The following is a 22752-nucleotide window of genomic DNA, read 5'->3' on the forward strand; positions in this document are numbered from 1 at the left end:
AAATTTGTAACTATATGAAATTCAATACTAAAGTAATTCATGGCGGTCAACATCATGATCCAAGTACGGGAGCAGTAATGCCACCGGTTTATCAAACTTCAACTTATATTCAAACAAGTCCGGGGCAGCCTTTGGGCGATTATGAATACAGCAGAGCTTCAAACCCAACTCGTTCAGCGTTAGAAAATGCTTTGGCCAGTATTGAAAATGGTACTCGCGGATTGGCTTTTTCATCTGGATTAGCGGCTACTGATTGTATTTTAAGAGGTTTAAAAGGCGGAGATGAAGTCATTGCGATGGATGATTTATACGGCGGAACTTACAGAATGTTCTCCAGAATTTATAAGGATTCCGGGATTAAATTTCACTTTGTTGATATGACCGATATTGCTAAATTGAAGTCATTAATCAATGAAAATACAAAATTGGTCTGGGTAGAGACACCGACGAACCCGTTAATGAAATTGGCCGATATCGAAGAAGTTGCCAAAATTACCAAAGAGCATAAAATTTTATTTGCCGTTGATAATACTTTTGCAACACCATACTTGCAAAAGCCACTTGATTTAGGCGCTGATATTGTAATGCATTCTGCGACAAAATATTTAGGAGGGCATTCTGATGTTATTGCCGGAGCTTTAATCGTAAAAGATGAAGCTTTAGGAGAACAATTACATTTTCAGCAATTTGCAACTGGAGCAACATTGGGGCCAATGGATAGTTTTTTGGTTTTAAGAGGAATTAAAACACTTTCATTAAGAGTTCAAAGACACTGTGAAAACGGAGAAAAAGTAGTGGAGTTTTTAACTAAACATCCAAAAATAAAAACGGTTTATTATCCGGGATTACCAAGTCATCCGTTTCATGAAATTGCAAAAAAGCAAATGAAAGCTTTTGGCGGAATGGTTTCATTCACATTTGTTTCTGGTAAAAAAGAAGATTCAATTGCTTTCTTAGAGAAATTAAAAGTATTCACTTTGGCAGAATCATTAGGTGGAGTTGAATCGTTAGCGAATCATCCCGCTTTGATGACACATGCTTCTATTCCGGCAGATAAGAGAGCAGAAGTTGGCATTACCGATGATTTGGTTCGATTAAGCGTTGGTATCGAAGATGCTGAAGATTTAATCGCCGATTTAGAACAGGCATTAGCATAAAAAGCTAAATTCGAAAATAAAAAAAATCCCAAATTCCAATTAATCATTTTGGAATTTGGGATTTTTATATTTTGAGATTTATTTAAAATTAGAATTCTAAATAGTGAATGTATCCAACATTAAGCCAAACCTGCCAGTCATTTGCTTTGTTTTCTTTAAAAAGGTCTTTGTTTGGATTTAAACCGTCAACCCAGTCAGAACTAAAAGACTGAAAACGACATTCAAGCATTAAGTCGCTCATTGTTGTTAGTTTGTAATGTACACCTAAACCAGCTGTTGCTGATAAAACGATACCATTTTCACTTGAAAAACCATACTGACGACCATCTGATGGGACTAGATATTTTACAGGGGTAGTTTCTATAGTTCCTAACGGTCCAAGATCAGAGCTTACTTTAGTAGTGTAGTAACTTACTAAAAAACCTAAACTTATGTAAGGACTAAAACTACCAACATTGTTTTCAAAATCATGTATTTTAATAAATGAGAATTCTCCTTGAGCACCAAGACTCAATATGTTAGATTTTCCATTCATAGCTCTCAATCGCAAGACTCCTAAAGTTGGTGGATTTTTTTCTACATAATGACCAAAATGTTCGAGGTTGGTGTTAGTAAAAGATAACTCTGATCTGATCTTAACATGTTCTGAAAAAAAAGTTTCGTGATTGTTATTTGCTGAGAAGTTAATAAAATGAACTAATCCAATACCAATACCTCTGTTTCCAACATTGGTTTGAAGGTCATGCCTTTCACCATAATCAGATTGAAGAGTAACGGGTCCGAATATTATTCCTACTTCTTGTGCAAAACTTTGCGCATTCGATACAGTTGAAATTCCGATGAAGGCGAATAATGTGAGTATTATAGGTTTAAACATATCTTTGGGGCTTTCAAATCAAGGCAAATATATAAAAAACATGTACGATTCAAAATATAATATTGTTCTATTAAAAAATAAGTAGCAAAATACTTAATTTGTTAACTTTAAGTTGGTTGTTTTGATGTAAAATTAGTAGTGTAAAATGCTATAATTGGTAAAGTTTGAAAATTACACAATTCAACGCTGTAAATTAAAAAAAATCACATTAGATTCGCATTTTGTTATATCTTTGTGTGTTGAAACGAAAACGTTTTCTTAAACGTATTTTCTTATTTAATTGAGCGAAAATTAAAATAATTTATCTGAATAATTTATTTAAAAATGGAACAAAAAATAAATGAATTTATGGCTCTTGTAGAGTCTAAAAATCCGAACGAGCCAGAGTTTCTTCAAGCCGTTAGAGAATTTGCAGAAACGGTAATTCCATTTATTGCAGAACGTAAAAAATACGATGGAAAAAACTTACTTCTAAGAATTGCTGAGCCAGAGCGCTCTATCATATTTAGAGTTCCATGGGTTGATGATAAAGGAGAAATAATTGTAAACAGAGGTTTTAGAATTCAGATGAATTCAGCAATTGGACCTTATAAAGGCGGAATTAGATTTCATCATTCTGTGAACCTATCAGTTTTAAAATTCCTTGCTTTTGAACAGGTTTTCAAAAATAGTTTGACTACACTTCCAATGGGTGGAGGTAAAGGAGGTTCTGATTTTGATCCGGAAGGAAAATCGGATGCTGAGGTAATGCGTTTTTGTCAATCTTTCATGACGGAATTATGTCGTCATATTGGTCCTGATTTAGATGTACCTGCTGGAGATATTGGTGTAGGAGCAAGAGAGATTGGATATTTGTTTGGTCAATATAAAAGAATTAGAAATGAATTTACAGGTGTTTTAACCGGTAAAGGAATTGCTTACGGAGGATCATTGATCAGACCTGAAGCGACAGGATACGGAGTTGTTTATTTTACAGATCAAATGTTGCGTACTATGGGACATGAGATTAAAGGTAAAAGAGTAGCAATTTCCGGATTTGGAAATGTGGCTTGGGGAGTTGCTTTAAAAATAAATGAATTAGGCGGAAAAGTGTTGACTATTTCTGGTCCTGATGGTTATATTTATGATGAAGACGGAATCTCTGGAGAAAAAATTGATCATATGCTTGAAATGAGAGCAAGTGGTGATAATAGAGCAGAAAAATATTTGGAGAAATATCCAAATGCTGTTTTCCATAAAGGGAAAAGTCCATGGGAAGTAAAGGTTGATATTGCAATTCCATGTGCTACTCAAAATGAGTTAAACGGTGAAGATGCTCAAAAATTAATTGATAATGGCGTTTTGTGTGTTACTGAAGCTGCAAACATGCCGTCTACATTAGATGCAATTAAATTATTCTTAGACAATAAAGTATTATTTGCTCCAGGAAAAGCGGCTAACGCTGGTGGTGTTGCTGCATCTGGACTTGAAATGACACAAAATTCAATCCGTCTAAATTGGACAAGTGAAGAAGTTGATTTAAGATTAAAAGATATTATGGTTGGAATTCACAACCAATGTAAAAAATACGGCGTTGGTGAAGATGGCTATGTAAACTACGTAAAAGGAGCGAACATTGCCGGATTTGTTAAAGTTGCCGATGCTATGCTTGCACAAGGTGTAGTATAATTTTTAGTACTATATAAAAATGCCTTCATTTGTCTTAGGACGAATCGAAGGCATTTTTTATTTATAAAAGAACAAAATTCTAATACTTTCGTTTGTATTATATTTGTCTATCTGAATATATCAAATAATGAAGAAAACGTTTCTCTATATTTTGTTTTTACTTTTTATGCAATTTAGTTTTGCTCAGAATTTGTTGTGGCAAGGCTACTTTTCGTTTAATGAAATAAAAGATGCTTCAGAATCTTCGACAACCGTTTATGCAGCATCGGAGAATGCTTTATTTTCAAAAAACGCTGCAACAAATACAGTGAAAACAACGACTACTGTTGAAGGGCTTTCAGGTCAAACCATTTCGGCTGTATATTTTAGTGAAGGATTCAAGAAAACAATTGTAGGCTATGAAAATGGTCTAATGATTATAATCAATGAAACGGATGGCAGTATGCTAAAAGTGGTTGATATCATTAATAAACAATTAGCACCAAATCTTAAAAAGATCAATCATTTTATGGAGCATAACGGGTTGGTTTATGTTTCTTGCGATTTCGGAATTGTGCAATTCAATTTAACAACTTTACAATTTGGTGATACTTATTTTATTGGTGATAATGGAGCGGAAATTAGTGTAAAACAAACTGCTTTTTTTAACGGATTTATCTACGCCGCAACTTCAAGTGGTATTAGACGTGCAAATAGTACAAGCCCGAATTTAAATGATTTTAGTCAATGGTCCGTTGTAAATTCTGGTGATTGGTCAAGTGTTGAAGCTTTAGATACAGAACTCATTGCAATTAATACTGTTGGGTATATTCATAGGTTTAACTCCGCTACTTTTGTTGGTTTTTTACAGCTCCCGCAACCTTCTGTAGATATGCGCACCAAAAATCATAATTTATTTATTACGATCCCTAATACGGTTTATATCTATAATAATCAAATGATTCTGAATCGGCAGATTTCAAATACCCAGGTTTTAGATAATACATTGGCTTTTACTTGTTCTACAGTTGTCGGAGATGCGATTTACATCGGCACGAAAGAAAACGGTTTGTATTCATCTTCTCTTTTAAGTAATGGTACTTTTGAAAATAATACGCCCACGGGTCCGGCGCGAAACAACATTTTCTCATTAGATGTAACTCCAAATGTTCTTTGGACGGTTTATGGTGATTATGATTCTTTTTACAATCCCTATCCTTTAGATAGTTATGGTATAAGTAAGTACAATACTTATGGCTGGTTGAATATTCCTTATTCGGAAGTTTATGACGCTAAATCGATGACCAGAATTATTGTAAATCCAACAAATGAAAAGCAGGTTTATGCGAGTTCATTTTTCTCCGGATTATTAAAAATAGAAGATGATGTTCCGAATTTTTTATATGACGAAAAAAATAGTGGTTTAGAATCCATTACTACCGAAGGTCCAAATTATATAGATGTTAGAATTAATGGAACTGCTTTTGATAAGACGGGTAATCTGTGGGTAACTAACAGTCGAATTAAAAATGGATTGAAAGTATTGAGAGCCAATGGGCAATGGGGGAGTTATTCGATGACTTCAATTATTGATGATGCAGAATCTTCAAGTTATGCCACTATTGTGGTTGATAGAAATAGTGTAAAATGGATCGCAACCAATAGAGATGGCGTTGTTGGTTTTAACGAAGCAACCAATACATTCAAGAAAATGACATTTGGAGCTGATGCAGGAAATCTTCCAATTGCCGATGTCAGATCAATTGCACTTGATGCTAAAAACCAACTTTGGATAGGGACTACAAAAGGATTGCGTGTTTTGTCTAATATAAGTAGTTTTCAGAATGATAGTCAATTAAAAGCAAATCCGATTATTATAATGGAAGATAATTTAGCTCAGGAATTACTTTATGAGCAATTCATTACTTCCATCGCCGTTGACGGCGCCAATAATAAATGGATAGGAACTGCCGACTCAGGTATTTTTATGGTGTCGGCAAATGGCCAGGAAACAAAATACCATTTCACGATTAGCAATTCGCCTTTGCCAAGCAATGTTATAAACGATGTTAAAATTAATAGCACAACCGGAGAAGTTTTCATTGCTACAAATAAAGGAATGATTTCTTTTAAAGGAATTGCAACCGGTGCGAATGAAGATCTAAACAATGTCTACGTGTATCCAAATCCGGTTCGGCCAACGTATTCAGGAACTGTAAAAGTAGCTGGATTAATAGATAAAGCCAATATTAAAATTACGGATATTGAAGGTAATTTGGTTTATGAAACTACTTCAGAAGGAGGAACAATAGAATGGGACACAACAGCTTTTGGAAGATATAAGGTTGCTTCTGGCGTCTATATGATTTTTATTTCTGCGCAAGATGGAGGGGAAACCAAAGTTAAAAAAGTAATGATAATCAGGTAGTTTTTAGCCCTCTCAGTTTTAAACCTGAAAACCTGAAACCTGAAACAAAAAAAACAAACCTTGCTAGTCAAAACCAAAGCCATAGTAATCTCGTCCTTAAAATTTCAGGAAAAAAGTCTGATTGTAAAGTGTTTTACGCTTTCAAACGGGCTGAAGTCTTATTTTGTGCGTGATGCTTTTTCGAGTCGCAAAGCCAGTCAGAAAATTGCTTATTTTCAACCCTTTTCGATTTTAGAAATTGAGGCGGTTCATAAAAATAAAGGGACTTTAGAAAATTTTAAAGAAATTAAAACCGCTGTATCTTTTCAGACGATTCATACTGATGTTGTGAAAAGTACAATTGTAATGTTTCTTTCTGAAATGTTGCATTATTCTATTCAGGAAGAAGAAAAAAACGAATCGCTTTTTGAGTTTTTAGAAACAGCACTGACTTGGTTGGATCATCATGATGAAATAGCTAATTTTCATTTGATCTTACTTTTGGAAGCAACAAAATATCTTGGTTTTTATCCGGATACTTCTGAAAGTGATTTGCCGTATTTTGAAATGATTGAAGGTGTTTTTACGCTTTTCAGCGGCGTAAATTCTTTAACAGAACACGAAACAAATCTTCTAAAAAAACTAATTGATCTACGATTTGATAACGATCAAAAAGTTTTTCATGTAATAGAAAGGCAAATACTGCTGAAAATTCTGGTAGATTATTATAGTTTTCATTTGGATGGATTCAAAAAGCCTAAATCTTTAGAGGTTTTAAAGGAGGTTTTCTCTTAAATCTTCAAAAAGAGCATTTTTTTTTTGCGGAATATACCTGAAATTTCCTTTCAGCACTCTTTTTTCTGTCATCTTTTATCTATTTTCCTCAAAATTCCTTACTTTCGCACCTCGTTTAAGAAAAGGATAAAATGAGCACAAAATTTACTGAATACAAAGGACTTGACTTACCAACAGTAGCGTCAGAAGTTCTTGATTTTTGGAAGAAAGAAAATATATTTGAAAAGAGTGTAACTACTCGCGAAGGTGCAGAGCCTTACGTATTTTTTGAAGGTCCGCCTTCAGCAAACGGATTACCGGGAATTCACCACGTGATGGCGCGTGCGATTAAAGATATTTTTTGCAGATATAAAACTCAAAAAGGTTTTCAGGTAAAAAGAAAGGCCGGATGGGATACTCACGGATTACCTGTAGAATTAGGTACCGAGAAAGAACTTGGAATTACAAAAGAAGATATTGGTAAAACAATTTCTATCGAAGAATATAACGAAGCGTGTAAAAAAACCGTAATGCGTTATACCGACGTATGGAATGATTTGACTGAAAAAATGGGATATTGGGTAGATATGGAAGATCCATATGTGACCTATAAACCAAAATATATGGAGTCTGTTTGGTGGCTTTTGAAACAAATCTATGATAAAGGTTTGTTGTACAAAGGATATACAATTCAACCTTATTCTCCAAAAGCAGGAACAGGATTATCTTCTCACGAAGTAAATCAGCCTGGAGCTTATAGAGATGTTACAGATACTACGATTGTAGCGCAATTTAAAACTTTACCAGAAACGCTTCCAAGCTTTTTGCATGGTTTTGGAGATATTCACATCTTGGCATGGACGACAACTCCTTGGACATTGCCATCGAATACCGCTTTGACAGTTGGACCAAAAATCGATTATGTTTTAGTAAAAACATTTAATCAATATACTTTTGAGCCAATCAACGTTGTTTTAGCTAAAAATTTAGTTGGAAAGCAATTCGGAAAAGGATTTTTTGCAAGTGAAGATGATGCTGATTTCGACAAAGTGAAAAATGGCGACAAGCAACTTCCGTATAAAATCTTAGCAGAAGCGAAAGGTGCTGATTTAGTAGAAATTCGTTACGAACAATTATTGCCGTACGTATTGCCTTATCAAAATGCTGAAAATGCATTTAGAGTAATTGCGGGAGATTTTGTTACTACCGAAGATGGAACAGGAGTTGTGCATACGGCTCCGACTTTTGGTGCTGATGATGCTAAAGTAGCAAAAGAAGCTAAGCCGGAAGTACCGCCAATGTTGGTTTTAGACGAAAACGGAACGGCAGTTCCATTAGTAGATTTACAAGGTAAATTCACTTCTCATGTAGGTGATTTGGCTGGTAAATATGTGAAAAATGAGTATTATGATGCAGGTCAGGCGCCAGAGCGTTCTGTAGATGTTGAAATTGCTATTCGATTAAAAGAAGAAAATAAAGCCTTTAAGGTTGAAAAATACGTACATAGTTATCCACACAGTTGGAGAACTGATGAGCCGTTATTATATTATCCACTAGACTCTTGGTTCATTAAAGTAACCGATGTAAAAGATAGAATGTTCGACCTGAACGAAACTATCAATTGGAAGCCTAAGTCTACTGGTGAAGGACGTTTTGGAAATTGGTTGAAAAATGCCAACGACTGGAACTTATCTCGTTCTAGATATTGGGGTATTCCGTTGCCAATTTGGAGAACAGAAGATAAAAAAGAAGAAGTTCTTATTGGTTCTGTTGAAGAATTGTACAATGCGATTGAAAAATCTATCGAAGCCGGTTTTCAAAAAGAAAATCCGTTCAAAGGTTTTGAAATCGGAAATATGTCTGAAACAAATTATGATTTAATCGATTTGCATAAAAATGTTGTCGATCAAATTACTTTAGTTTCAGCTTCAGGCCAGCCAATGAAACGTGAGAGCGATTTAATTGATGTTTGGTTTGATTCAGGAGCAATGCCTTACGCCCAATGGCATTATCCTTTTGAGAATAAAGATAAAATTGACGAGAATAAAGATTTTCCAGCGAATTTTATCGCGGAAGGTGTAGATCAGACTCGTGGATGGTTTTATACTTTACATGCTATCGGAACTTTAGTTTTTGATAAAGTAGCGTATAAAAATGTAGTTTCAAATGGTTTGGTTCTGGATAAAAATGGACAAAAAATGTCGAAACGTTTAGGAAACGCGACAGATCCTTTTGAAACAATTGCAGAATATGGCCCTGATGCCACACGTTGGTATATGATTTCAAATGCAAATCCGTGGGACAATTTAAAATTTGATATTGAAGGAATTGCTGAGGTTCGCCGTAAATTCTTCGGAACTTTATACAACACTTACTCTTTCTTTTCGTTATATGCGAATATCGATGGATTTAAATATGCTGAAGCGGAAATTCCGTTAAACGAAAGGCCTGAAATCGATCAGTGGATTATCTCTGAATTGCATTCTTTAATCAAATTTGTTGATGAATGTTATGAAGATTATGAGCCTACGAAAGCAGCAAGAGCTATTTCTGACTTCGTTCAGGAAAACTTAAGTAACTGGTACGTTCGTTTATGTCGTCGTCGTTTTTGGAAAGGTGAATATGCTCATGATAAAATTGCAGCCTATCAAACGCTTTATACTTGTTTATTAACGATAAGCAAATTAAGCGCTCCGATCGCTCCTTTTTTCATGGATAAATTGTACAGAGATTTAACGAGTTCTACAGGATCTGAGCAATATAGCAGTGTTCACTTGGCTGAGTTCCCAAAATTTGTCGAAAACTTTGTTAATAAAACGTTAGAGAGTAAAATGCAGAAGGCGCAAACGATCTCTTCTTTGGTTTTATCGCTACGTAAAAAGGAAATGATTAAGGTGCGTCAACCTTTGCAAAAGGTAATGATTCCGGTACTTGACGAAAATCAGAGAGCTGAAATTGAGGCTATTTCTGAGCTTGTAAAAGCAGAAGTTAACGTTAAAGAAATCATACTTTTGGATGATGATTCAGGTATTTTGGTGAAGCAAATTAAGCCTAATTTTAAGGCTTTGGGACCACGTTTTGGAAAAGATATGGGGCTGATTTCCAAAGAAATACAAGCTTTTTCGGCAGATCAGATTAATCAGTTAGACAAGCAGGGATTACTAGATATTGTTATTGCTGGAAAAAATGTAACTTTATCACTAGAAGACGTCGAAATAACATCGCAAGATATTGAAGGATGGTTGGTTGCAAATTCAAACGGAATTACGGTTGCGCTTGATATTACAATCACTGAAGAATTGAAAAACGAAGGAATCGCGAGAGAATTGGTAAACAGAATTCAAAATATCCGTAAAGATTCTGGATTTGAAGTTACCGATAAGATTAAGGTTCAAATAAAAAGAAGTGGTTTATTAGAAGAAGCCATTCTTAAAAATGAAGACTATATTAAGTCTGAGACATTAACAGATGATTTGGTTTTTGTTGACGCTTTAGAAAACGGCACAGAAATTGAGTTTGATGATATTAAAACTGTGATATTAATTTCAAAATAATATAATAAAATGATAGATGAAATTACAAGATACTCTGATGCTGATTTAGCAGAGTTCAAAGAAATAATTCAAAATAAAATACAAAAAGCACAAGCCGATCTGGATTTAATTAAAAGTGCTTACATGAATGATTTGAATAACGGAACCGATGATACTTCTCCAACTTTTAAAGCATTTGAAGAAGGAAGCGAAACAATGTCAAAAGAAGCAAACTCACAGTTGGCTATCAGACAGGAAAAGTTTATACGCGATCTGAAAAACGCATTATTCCGTGTTGAAAATAAAACATACGGTATCTGTAAAGTTACAGGTAAATTAATCAGCAAAGAAAGGCTTAAAATTGTTCCTCATGCTACAATGAGTATCGAAGCTAAAAACTTGCAACGATAATATTTGCAAATTGCAAAAGAATTAACGCTCCTTTAGGAGCGTTTTTTTTGATTAAATTGTTACTTTTGCGCATCAAAAATTCATAAAATGTCATTACGAAAAGCGTATCTCCTTATATTTTTAGTTTTACTTGTTGATCAGATTTCAAAAATCTATGTGAAAACCAATTTTATTTTAGGAGAAGAAGTTCCTGTTTTCAATTGGTTTAAAATTCATTTTATTGAAAATGAAGGAATGGCATGGGGAACAAAAATCCCTGGTGAATATGGGAAACTGATTCTAACTGTTTTTAGAATTTTTGCTGTTTTCGGAATCGGATACTGGTTGGCTGATGCTATCAAAAAGCATCATTCTACTTATTTGATTGTGGCAATTGCTTTGATTTTTGCAGGAGCAGCCGGAAATATTTTGGATTCTGTTTTCTACGGAGTAATTTTTGATGACAGTACACATAATTTGGCAACCCTTTTTTCGCCGACTCCATATGGCACCTGGTTTCATGGTTTAGTGGTAGATATGTTTTATTTCCCAATTTGGGAAGGTAATCTTCCAACCTGGATACCGGTCTTTGGGGGTAAACATTTTATGTTTTTTAATGCTATTTTTAATGTGGCCGATATGGCGATTTCTACAGGTGTTGGTATTTTGCTTGTTTTTAATAAAAGAGCATTTCCAAAACACTAAACTTACTTTTTAAAAATTCAAAAATAAATAAATTCCAAATTCCAATATTTAAATTGCTCTTTGCGTATAAATATTGGAATTTGGAATTTTGCATTATTGGGATTTGATATTTATTGTGCTATTTTTACAACAGTAAAATCAAACTTATGCAAAGTCCGTCTTTCTCTATTTATGATGCCTCCGCAGGTTCGGGAAAGACCTATACTTTGGTTAAAGAATATCTTAAAATTATTCTTTCTTCTCCTAGAAATGATGCCTATCGTAATATTCTGGCAATAACTTTTACCAATAAAGCAGTTCATGAAATGAAAAGCCGTATTGTTGGAAGTTTATCTGAGTTTGCTAAAGACGAACCTTCTGCGAAAGCCATGGATTTAATGGAAGACTTATCTCGTGACACGGGTCTTTCCGTAATTAAAATCAAAATAAAATCTCAAAATATTATTAAGCACCTAATTCATAATTATGCTGCTTTTGATATTTCTACAATTGATAAATTCACGCACAAAGTAATTCGGGCTTTTGCTCACGATTTAAATTTACCAATGACTTTTGAGGTGACGCTGGATACTGAAAATTTATTGGTAGAAGCTGTTGATGCTATTATTGCACAAGCAGGTCAGGATGAAACTTTGACAAAATTACTGATTGATTTTACGATGGAAAAAACTGACGATGATAAGAGTTGGGACGTTTCGCGTGAAATTTTGGAAACGGGGAGATTAGTTTTAAATGAAAACAATCGGAATGAAATTGTTCATTTTCATGATAAGTCGATTGAAGAATTTGTTGTCATTAAAAAGAAAATGTCGGTTTTATGTGCCGACTTAGAGAAAGAGAACGCTGAATTAGCTTCTGAAGCTCTAGTTTTAATTGATAAAAATGGTATCGATTTAAAATCATTTTCAAGAGGAACTTTCCCGAATCATCTGGAAAGTATTCGGGAAGGAAAATTTAATCCACGAAATAAAACTTTTCATGAATTTGATGATATCGCTATTAATAAAACCGCAAGTGACCGTGCGTTGATCGAGAATATTATTCCTGAGTTGCTTTTGACTTTGGATCGAATTTATAAAAATTTCGAAAAAAGAGATTTCTATAAGGCTTTTTTGAAAAATATAACTCCACTCTCGTTACTGAATACAGTAAGTAATGAGTTGGCTAAAATTCAATCAGAACAAAATATCTTATCTATTTCTGAATTTAATGCCATCATTCATCGTGAAATTCAGAACCAACCGGCACCTTTTATTTATGAGCGTCTTGGTGAAAGATATCGTCATTTTTTCATTGACGAATTTCAGGATACTTCTGAAATGCAATGGCAAAATTTAATTCCTCTTATTGATAATGCACTTTCGGGGCAGGATGATTTTGGTAATAAAGGAACGCTGATGATCGTTGGTGATCCTAAACAATCTATTTATCGCTGGCGTGGAGGAAAAGCGGAACAATTCATTGAATTAGGTAAAGATTCAAATCCGTTTAATAATCCGGAAAAAGTAATTAAACATTTAGATACAAATTACAGGAGTTACAGTGGAGTAATTGATTTTAATAATGCTTTTTTTAAGCTGATTTCGACTGAATTCTCTAATGAGGACTATAAAGATTTGTATGAAAATCATAGTTATCAGAGCTCTAATTCAAAAAAGGGGGGGTATGTAAATATTTCTTTTTTGCCAATAATCGAAAAGAATGATTTTGCTGATGAAGAAGAGGTTGTTGAAAAATCAGATTTATATGTTTTAGCAACTTTAAATACAATTCAGAAAGTACTGCATGATGGTTTTGAATATCGCGACATAGTAGTTTTAACTCGAAAAAGAGATCAGGGAATCGCTGTTGCGAATTACTTAACCGAACAAAATATTCCACTTTTGTCATCTGAAACTTTAATGATTCAGAATGCAACAGAAGTTCGGTTGATTATTCATTTATTAAAGTATCTGAATAATAGTATTGATTTGGAGGCTAAAGCTAATTTTCTTCATTTTTTGGCGACAACAAAAGAGCTTGAAATGTCAATTCATGATTTTATAGCGGCCGGAATGGGGCATAGAAATGAAAATGAGTTTGAAAAATGGCTCTTAACTTTTGATGTTTCGCTTTCTTTTGAAGATGTTCGAAAAAAATCACTTTATGAAGCTGTTGAGATTATCATTTCTAAATTTGTTCTGTCGTCGGAAGGAAATGCTTATGTGCAATATTTTCTGGATATTGTTTTAGAGCGTGATATTAGAAATCAGGCTGGAATTGCAGATTTTTTAAGCTACTGGGATAAAAACGGAGAGAAATTTAGTATTCCTTCTCCAGAAGGAAATAATGCTGTTCGAATTATGACGATTCATAAATCTAAAGGTTTGGAATTTCCTGTTGTAATTATGCCTTTTGCAGAAGAAGATTATAGCAGAAAGCCAAAAGATAAATTATGGCTTGATGCAGAAGACCCTGATTTAGGCGTTCCGAGGGCTCTGATTGACAATAGCAGCGCCGTTGAAGGTTTTGGACAAAATGCTTCTGCTGTTTTTAATTTGAAAAAACAAGAAGAGCTGCTTGATAATGTTAATGTTTTGTATGTGGCCCTAACTCGTGCTGAGGAACAATTATATGTTATTTCTCAGACTATAAAAGAGAGAAAAGACGGGGAGTTTCCGGGCAATATGGCTTCTTTTTTTATTAAATATTTGATAAACAAAGGGATTTATGAGCCTGAAAAGCTGGAATATGAATTTGGAAGTAGAACAAAACTTTCTCCTGTAGGTAAAACATTAGATTTGGTAAAGACAATCCCAATTGTTTCAGAAGTTTTGAATCCGAAAAACATTAAAATCGCTCAAAAGGAATCTTTGATGTGGGGAACGCATCAGCAGGAGGCGATTTCGTATGGAAATGTAGTTCATGAGATTTTGGCATTTGTAAAAGATAAATCAGATGTTGAATTGGCGGTTACAAAAGCAATCGAGAATGGTTTGATAAAATTTGATCAAACAGAGATGGTTTTAAAAACGCTTTATGAAATTGTGTCGCATCCTGAGTTAAGTATCTGCTTTGATGGGAAGAATAATGTTCTTACCGAGCAGACTATAGTTCAAAAGGAAGGTAGAATTTTAAAGCCGGATCGAATTGTTTTGACTGAAAATAAAGAAGCTTACTTGTTGGATTATAAAACGGGAGCTATAAACTCGAAATACACACAGCAGATTCAGGAGTATCAGGATGCAATTGAAGATTTAGGTTATAAAGTGTTAAAAAGAGCTTTGGTATACATAGGAACCGAAATCGATGTAGTAAATTTGTGAAAAAATTAATCAGTTGTTAATAGCTTAAGTGAGGTAAGTTGTTAATTTTTAACATATTAAATATAGTAAAATGTACGGTAAAATTAAAGATCATTTGCAAAACGAATTGCAAACAATTGAAGAAAGCGGAATTTTTAAGAAAGAACGCATCATAACTTCAGAACAAGGAGCGGAAATAACTATTTCTACTGGAGAAACAGTTTTGAATTTTTGCGCCAATAATTATTTAGGACTTTCGTCTCATCCCGAGGTTGTTCAGGCAGCGAAAGATACAATGGATACACATGGTTTTGGAATGTCATCTGTTCGATTTATTTGTGGAACACAGGATATTCATAAAACACTTGAAAAAAAGATTGCAGATTTTTATGGAACAGAAGATACCATATTATATGCTGCCGCTTTTGATGCAAATGGTGGTGTTTTTGAACCTCTATTAGGAGAAAACGATGCGATTATTTCAGACAGTTTAAATCATGCTTCTATTATAGATGGTGTTCGTTTGTGTAAAGCAGCTCGTTATCGCTATGAAAATAGTAATATGGAAGATTTGGAACAACAATTAATAAAAGCAAATGAAGCTGGAGCTCGTTTTAAAATAATTGTTACTGATGGAGTGTTCTCTATGGATGGCCTTGTAGCGCCATTAGATAAAATTTGTGATTTGGCAGATAAATATGATGCAATGGTTATGGTAGACGAATGCCATGCTGCGGGATTCATTGGTGCAACCGGTAAAGGAACACTGGAAGCAAAAGGTGTTATGGGAAGAGTAGATATTATCACAGGTACACTTGGTAAAGCGTTAGGTGGTGCGATGGGTGGGTATACAACGGCAAAGAAAGAAATTATTGAATTATTGCGTCAGCGTTCAAGACCATACTTGTTTTCAAATTCTCTTGCGCCTGCTATTGTAGGGGCTTCAATTAAGGTTTTTGAATTATTAGAAAAAGATACTTCATTGAGAGATAAATTAGAATGGAATACTAATTACTTTAAGGAAGGAATGAAAAAAGCAGGTTTTGATATCATTGATGGAGATTCTGCTATAGTGCCAGTTATGTTATATGATGCTAAATTATCTCAAAATATGGCAGACGAACTTTTGAAAGAAGGTATTTATGTGATTGGTTTTTTCTTTCCTGTTGTTCCAAAAGAGAAAGCAAGAATTAGAGTTCAGTTATCTGCTGCGCATTCTAAAGAGCACCTAGACAGGGCAATAAGTGCGTTTAAAGTTGTCGGACAAAAGTTAAAAGTTATATAATTCCCATTTTAAATAATTTTTGTAGGTTTTTTTTAACATTTCATTTTGTATTTAAAAATTTTGGTGTTACTTTTGTCTGTAATTAACTAAATTGTAATTAAAAAAATTAAGTATGAAACATCTTAACAAACTTTTAGTTGCTGTGATGATGGTGATGGGTTTAAGTTCTCACGCACAAGACAGTAACAATCCATGGGCTATCTCTTTTGGAGTTAATGCCGTTGACACTAGAACCAGTTCTGGTGCAGGAAGTGGTTTCTTTGACCAACACTTTTCTCAATTTTTCGCTGCAAAAGACAACTGGAATGTTCTACCTTCTTTGTCTTACATTGGAGTGAATAGATATGTAGGTCACGGTTTCTCTGTTGGTTTACAAGGTTCTGTAAACAAAATTGATAAAGCTGTTTATTTCAGACCATCTGCTCCTGGGCATGACGGAAGAGGTAATGTAGTTACTAATCCTGGTGATTTAATGTATTACGGAATTGATGCTACTATCAAATATAGCTTCCAGGAATTAATTAAATCTAAAGTAATTGATCCTTCGTTATCTGTTGGTGGAGGTTATACTTTCTTAGGAGACGATAGTTTTGGAACAGTTAACCCAGGTGCTGGTGTTACTTTTTGGTTTACAGATGCTATTGGTTTAGAGCTTGCAACTAGATACAAATGGGCTGTTGCTGCTGGTTCTGGAGACAATGTTGGAAGAAATGATAAGAATGGAGAAATTGATACTCCATCTCATTTTCAACACACTTTAGGTCTAGTATTTAAATTCGGAGGTAAAGATACTGACGGAGACGGAATCTATGACAAAGATGATGCTTGTCCAGATGTTGCTGGTTTAAAACAATTCAACGGATGTCCTGATACTGACGGAGACGGAATCGTTGATGCTAGTGATGCTTGTCCAGATGTTTTTGGTTTAGCTGCATTAAACGGATGTCCTGATACTGACGGAGACGGAATTGCTGATAAAGATGATGCTTGTCCAGATGTTGCTGGTTTAGCTGCTTTAAAAGGTTGTCCAGATGCTGACGGTGACGGAATCGCTGACAAAGATGACAAATGTCCTACTGTTGCTGGTCCTAAAGAAAATGGTGGTTGTCCATTCTTAGACGCTGATAAAGATGGTGTTGCAGATAAAGATGATGACTGTCCTACAGTTTACGGTCCTGCTTCTAACAGAGGTTGTCCTGAAGTAACTACTGAAGCTTTAGAAGATCTTAAAGTTCAAGCTAGAGCGGTATACTTTAACTCAGGTAAAGCTACTTTCAAAACTGGAGACAAAGAAACTCAAGCTAGATTAGATGCAATCAAACAAATCCTTATCAACTATCCAAACGCGAAATTCAGCATTGAAGGACACACAGATAGTACTGGAGGTGCTAAATTGAATCAAAAACTTTCTGAAGACAGAGCTGCTGCTGTAATGAACGCTTTAATTGAAAGAGGTGTTAACGCAGAGAACTTAACTTCTAAAGGTTTTGGACCTTCTCAACCAGTTGCAAGTAACAAAACTGCTGCAGGTAAAGCACAAAACAGAAGAACAGAAATTAGACACATTGGTTCTAAATACCAAGGTAAACTATAATTTACTGTTTAAATAAATACTAAAAGCCATTCTTAATTGAATGGCTTTTTTTATTTTTATCAAATGATAAATACTTCTTTTTTAGAAAAAATTGCAACTGTTGTAATTCGTGATTTTTCTGCAAAACTTGCTGAAACAACTATAGTTTTACCAAATAAAAGAGCTAAAGTCTTTTTGATAGAAGCTTTGAAAAAAGAAACGAATAAAACGATTCTTTCTCCTGAAATTATAAGTATTGAAGACTTTGTACAGGATGTTGCTTCAATTCGCTCTGTAGATTCAATTGAATTACTATTTGAATTCTATGAGGTATATCTTTCTGTTACTGAAAAACAAAACCAACAATCATTTGAGTTATTCGCTAATTGGGCAAAAACACTTTTGCAGGATTTTAATGAAATCGATCGTTATCTTTTAGATCCTTCTCATGTTCTATCTTATTTGAAAGATATTGAGGATATTAAAAAATGGGGAATTGAAGTTGAAAACAAAACAAAGCTTTTAGAAAATTATATTGATTTTTGGAAACTTCTTCCTTTATATTATACTTCACTATATGATCATTTGCTGAATAAATCAATTGGATATCAAGGTCTGATTTACCGCGAAGCAGTTAATAATCTAAATCATTTTTCGAATACAATTTCGAATCGTACTTTTATTTTTGCTGGATTTAATGCTTTAAATGCTGCAGAAGAAAAAATAGTACAGCATCTTCTTGCTCTTGACCAGGCAAAAATATATTGGGATGTAGACCAGACTTTTTTAAACGATCCTTATCATGATGCTGGTCTTTTTGTACGACGTTTCAAAGAAAACTGGAAGCATTACAAAGCAAATCCATTTGAATGGATTGTAGATGACTTCTCTCAATCTAAGAATATTCAGGTCATAGGAACTCCAAAAACTATCGGGCAGGCAAAACTTGCAGGGAGCATTATAGAGAATATAATTATCGAAAATGAAATTTCTTCACTTGATAAAGTTGCAATTGTTCTTGGCGAAGAAAATCTGCTTATGCCGGTTTTATATGCATTGCCATCTTCTGTAGGCGCATTAAATATAACTATGGGGTATTCTGGAAAAAATAATCCCTCGCAAATACTGATTGCCAAATTGTTTAAAATGCATACTAATGCACTTTCCAGAAAAGGCGAGAGCTATGTGCTTTATTACAAAGATATACTTGATGTTTTGACGCATCCTTTGGTTGAGCCGTATGCTAATGCAGGTAATCTGGTAAAGATTATCAAAGAGAATAACTATACTTTTATTAGCCATAACAGACTTATTGAGCTTAATTCTAATCTATCAAATTTATTTCTCTTATTATTTAAAAAATGGGAAAATGGAGCAGTGGCAGTTCTCGAAAATATTTCGACACTTTTACTTTTAATAAAAGAAAATTTCAGCAATGACAATGAAGAGGAGAAAATAGCGAAGGCTTTTGTTTATGCTATTTTTAAGGTAATCAATAAATTGACTAATTATTACCTGCAACATAAGCATATTGATAATATCGATACTTTGTACGCGATCTATAAACAAGTTATCGATGTTGCCGAAGTATCGTTTGAAGGCGAACCTCTTCGCGGATTACAAATTATGGGGGTTTTGGAGAGTCGTGTTTTGGATTTTGAAACCGTAATTGTAACTTCTATGAATGAAGGGAAGTTTCCGGCGGGTAAATCTCAAAATTCTTTTATTCCATATGATGTGAAGAAAGAACTAGGTCTTCCAACTTTTAAAGAAAAAGACGCCATTTATACCTATCATTTTTATCATTTATTACAAAGGGCAAAAAATATCTATTTGATTTATAATACTGAAAATGATGGTTTAGATGCAGGTGAGCGCAGCCGTTTTCTCACGCAGTTAGAAGTTGAAAAGCAACCTAAACATAATCTTACTTTTGATATTTATAACCCTGTTTTGCCGACGACAGCCTACCAGCCAATGGTTGTTCCGAAATCTGACGCGGTTATGGAGCGTTTAAGAGAAATTGCAGCAGCAGGTTTTTCTCCCTCTGCATTAACAAGTTATATTCGCAATCCCATTGATTTTTATTTCCAAAAGATACTCCGTATCAGAGAGGTAGAAGAAGTAGAAGAAAATATCGCTTTAAATACACTGGGAACCATAATTCACGAAACTCTAAAAGCGCTTTATGATCCTTTCGTTGGTAAATTTATTTCAGAAAGTGACATTTCGAATTGCTTTAAATTGTTAGACGACGAAGTTTTAAAACAATTTAAATTAGTCTATAAAGAAGGTGAAATTAAAAAAGGGCGAAACCTTTTGGCTTTTGAAGTGGCTAAACGTAATGTGTCTAACTTTCTGAGAATGGAATTAGAATCAATTCAGAATGGCGATGCAATTCAGATTATAGCTTTAGAGCAAACATACGGACGTGAACTCGTTCATCCAAATTTGCCATTTCCTGTTTTAATTAAGGGAAATGTTGATAGAATTGAGTTACGCAATGGAAAAATAAGAATCATTGATTATAAGACCGGAAAAGTGGAAAAAGCGAATGTGATATTGAAATCCTGGAACGGATTAACACAAGAGCTTAAAAATGATAAAATTATTCAGGTTTTGGCTTATGCGTTTATGTTTGAGGAGGAAGCGAAAGATTTTTCAATTGAAGTAGGAATTATTTCTTTTAAAAACCTAAAATCTGGATTTTTGCCTTTTGGATTTAAAGAAGAAAAAGAATTGGATATAACCGTTACAAAAGAAATTCTGAATAGTTATCTGGAAGAAATTGTAGTGCTGTTAAATGAAATCTTTGATGTTAGTATTCCTTTTGAAGAAAAAATTAATTAATGGACAGAAAGCTATTAAACATATTTGAGTTTTTTAAGACTACATTACCTGTGAATTTAACGATCTGTATAATCTCTATTCTAATTGGGGGATTTGATTATTTTTTTATAATGTTTGTTGGATTTGGATTTTTAGTGAGTATAGGTTTTAGAGAATTATACCGTAAAAATGATTATTTGTTTTATGCGAATAATGGTATTCCAAAATGGCAGCTTTTGTTTGTTTGTTATCTTTTTACATGTTTTACGGTTGTTATTGTTGGTTTGATAGTTTTTATAATAAGGAATTTAATTTGAAAAAGCATATTCTGGAAGTCGATGGAATTCAAATCAGTTATAATGGTAAATTGCTGCTGTCTGATGTATATCTAAAGTGTGAAACTAATGAAATTATCGGTTTATTAGGTAGAAATGGTTCGGGAAAGTCAACTTTGTTAAAAATTATTTTTGGCTTGGTTTCATCGCCAAATAAATGTATTAGAATTGATGGAATTTCAAAGAACAACAAAAACATGTTTAGTGAAATTGGATATTTGCATCAGGACCAATTTATTCCTAATCATTTTTCTGTAAAAAAAGTAATTTCATTATCTATCGATAAAAAAGCAATGAAGGATTTTTGTGAGGACAAAATGATTCAATCAATCTTCGAAAAAAGTATAAAATGTTTGTCAAGTGGCGAACTGCGATATCTTGAAATTAAAATTGTGCTCTTCAATTCCTCTAAATTTGTTTTGCTTGATGAACCCTATAATGGATTAGCCCCTTTGATGATTGATGTCGTTAATGAAATGATATTGAGTAATTCAGATAAGAAGGGAGTTATTATAACAGATCATAATTATGAAAATGTAGTAAAGATTTCAAATCATTTAGTTCTAATTAAAGATGGTAAAACGCATCATCTTAAAGAAAAAAAAGAGCTTGTTGAAAAAGGTTATCTATTAAATTCCGCTTCTTTATAATCAAGTCTTTTTGATTTTTTCGTTTAATGTATTTTGCTTTTCTCTTTCCCGAAAACTAATTCGTATGACGTTTAACGAGTGGAAATTTTAGGAAATAACACTTAATTTCGATGTGAAAGAGAAATTAGAGTCTAATTATCAGAATGTTAATTAAGATTAACGAATCGTAATGTTATATTTTTAAAAGAATCCTTTCTTTTTGTTAAGATTTGTTATTTAGTCTGTTTTAAAAATAAAGAAAAGATAAAGTATAGACAAAAGTGAGTTTTAATCTTAAAATCAGGCTTTTTTTAACAAGTGTTTGTTGAACAATTACGAATATTAAAATATCTTTGGCCCATCTAAAAAAGGGTTGAACCGATTTGATAAAGAGCAATCATATCTAAATCGAAAAATATATATTATTACAATAATTAAGATTTTTTGCCCCCACAAATGATAAAAAGGCTGTTTCAAAATTATTTTGAAATGGCCTTTTTTGATTTTATTTGATAAAGAACTCTTGTAAAATGGGTTTTAATTCTTCCTTATTTTCTATGTGGCTCATATGTCCATCTTCAAATGAAACCAATTCGACGGTCGTATCTTCAATTTGAGAAAGACTATCTTCGTAATTTAAAACCGGATCATTTTTACCTAATATCAATAAAACCGGAAATTTATTTTCATGTAAAAGTATTTCTCGATCTTTTCTAATTTTCATTCCCTCGAGAGAAGCTACAATTCCTTGTAAAGATGTTTTTAAAGCTTCTTCTTTTACTTTTTCAATTTCACTGACAAGTCTTGTTCTGTTGTTTTCACTGAATAAATTTGCAATTGCTAAACTTACAAAACTCACATAATTCTGTTTTACGGCTTTTATGGCGCGTGTTCGGTTTACTTTTTTCTCGGCGCTGTCTTCTTTTGAAGTCGAATTCAGCAAAACTAATTTCTGAATATGCTGTGGATATAATTCGGCGAAAGCCAAGCCAACATAACCACCCATAGAGTGTCCCAGAACAATTGCTTTTTCAATCTTTAACGAAGCTAAAACTTCCTGAACAGCATTTGCATTTTCTTCCATAGTATGCACATACCCTAAACAATCTGATTCACCGTGACCTAATAAATCAATTGTGATGATGCGAAATTGTTTAGAAAAAAAAGAAACATATTCTTGCCACATTTTTTTGTTTTCAAGAAAGCCATGCAGGAATACAATTGTATTTCCTTCGCCAGAATCGGTATACGATATTTTGGTTTTTTTATATAAAATGTTTTTCAAAATAATGTTTTAATTTTAGAGTACAAAGATAAGAAAGCACAA

At 33.5% G+C, this 22752-nt stretch carries 14 protein-coding genes; 12 read left to right on the forward strand and 2 right to left on the reverse strand.

Features of this window, described 5'->3' with window-relative positions:
* Positions 1-14: 14 nt before the first annotated feature.
* A complete protein-coding gene (locus tag Q7C23_RS21265) occupies positions 15-1157 on the forward strand; it encodes a cystathionine gamma-synthase (RefSeq protein ID WP_375034388.1) in 1143 nt (380 codons plus the stop codon).
* An 88-nt stretch (positions 1158-1245) separates the two neighbouring features.
* Here Q7C23_RS21265 and Q7C23_RS21270 read toward each other — a convergent pair whose 3' ends face one another.
* Positions 1246-2034: a glutamate dehydrogenase gene (locus tag Q7C23_RS21270; protein WP_375034389.1), complete on the reverse strand. Its 789-nt coding sequence runs from the start codon at positions 2032-2034 to the stop codon at positions 1246-1248.
* 324 nt (positions 2035-2358) lie between these two features.
* On the opposite strand from Q7C23_RS21270, the gene gdhA reads away from it, so the two are divergent.
* From gdhA to Q7C23_RS21325, 11 genes are all read left to right on the forward strand, one after another.
* On the forward strand, positions 2359-3702 hold the full coding sequence (gene gdhA / locus Q7C23_RS21275) for an NADP-specific glutamate dehydrogenase (RefSeq protein ID WP_375034390.1): 1344 nt from the start codon (positions 2359-2361) through the stop codon (positions 3700-3702).
* 127 nt (positions 3703-3829) lie between these two features.
* Positions 3830-6109, forward strand: a complete 2280-nt coding sequence (locus tag Q7C23_RS21280) for a T9SS type A sorting domain-containing protein (protein ID WP_375034391.1) — start codon at positions 3830-3832, stop codon at positions 6107-6109.
* A gap of 60 nt (positions 6110-6169) precedes the next feature.
* Positions 6170-6883 carry a DNA repair protein RecO gene (recO, locus tag Q7C23_RS21285; protein ID WP_375034392.1) on the forward strand — a complete coding sequence of 238 codons (714 nt, stop codon included), beginning with the start codon at positions 6170-6172 and terminating at the stop codon, positions 6881-6883.
* A gap of 131 nt (positions 6884-7014) precedes the next feature.
* Positions 7015-10416, forward strand: a complete 3402-nt coding sequence (gene ileS, locus Q7C23_RS21290; RefSeq protein ID WP_375034393.1) for an isoleucine--tRNA ligase — start codon at positions 7015-7017, stop codon at positions 10414-10416.
* 9 nt (positions 10417-10425) lie between these two features.
* Positions 10426-10806, forward strand: a complete 381-nt coding sequence (locus Q7C23_RS21295; RefSeq protein ID WP_026983623.1) for a TraR/DksA C4-type zinc finger protein — start codon at positions 10426-10428, stop codon at positions 10804-10806.
* 87 nt (positions 10807-10893) lie between these two features.
* Positions 10894-11490, forward strand: a complete 597-nt coding sequence (locus Q7C23_RS21300; RefSeq protein ID WP_375034394.1) for a lipoprotein signal peptidase — start codon at positions 10894-10896, stop codon at positions 11488-11490.
* 146 nt (positions 11491-11636) lie between these two features.
* Positions 11637-14795, forward strand: coding sequence for a UvrD-helicase domain-containing protein (locus Q7C23_RS21305; protein ID WP_375034395.1), 3159 nt, complete (start codon positions 11637-11639; stop codon positions 14793-14795).
* A gap of 70 nt (positions 14796-14865) precedes the next feature.
* A complete protein-coding gene (kbl, locus tag Q7C23_RS21310; protein WP_375034396.1) occupies positions 14866-16059 on the forward strand; it encodes a glycine C-acetyltransferase in 1194 nt (397 codons plus the stop codon).
* A gap of 112 nt (positions 16060-16171) precedes the next feature.
* Positions 16172-17653 (forward strand): OmpA family protein, encoded by a 1482-nt coding sequence (locus Q7C23_RS21315; RefSeq protein ID WP_375034397.1) that lies wholly within the window; start codon positions 16172-16174, stop codon positions 17651-17653.
* Positions 17654-17716: 63 nt separating this feature from the next.
* Positions 17717-20482 carry a PD-(D/E)XK nuclease family protein gene (locus Q7C23_RS21320; protein WP_375034398.1) on the forward strand — a complete coding sequence of 922 codons (2766 nt, stop codon included), beginning with the start codon at positions 17717-17719 and terminating at the stop codon, positions 20480-20482.
* A gap of 292 nt (positions 20483-20774) precedes the next feature.
* Positions 20775-21446, forward strand: coding sequence for an ATP-binding cassette domain-containing protein (locus Q7C23_RS21325; RefSeq protein WP_375034399.1), 672 nt, complete (start codon positions 20775-20777; stop codon positions 21444-21446).
* Positions 21447-21930: 484 nt separating this feature from the next.
* Here the strand turns inward: Q7C23_RS21325 and Q7C23_RS21330 are convergent, their stop codons facing one another.
* A complete protein-coding gene (locus Q7C23_RS21330) occupies positions 21931-22710 on the reverse strand; it encodes an alpha/beta fold hydrolase (protein WP_375034400.1) in 780 nt (259 codons plus the stop codon).
* Positions 22711-22752 lie beyond the last annotated feature (42 nt).

The organism is Flavobacterium sp. LAR06 (assembly GCF_041946075.1).
Lineage (GTDB): Bacteria > Bacteroidota > Bacteroidia > Flavobacteriales > Flavobacteriaceae > Flavobacterium.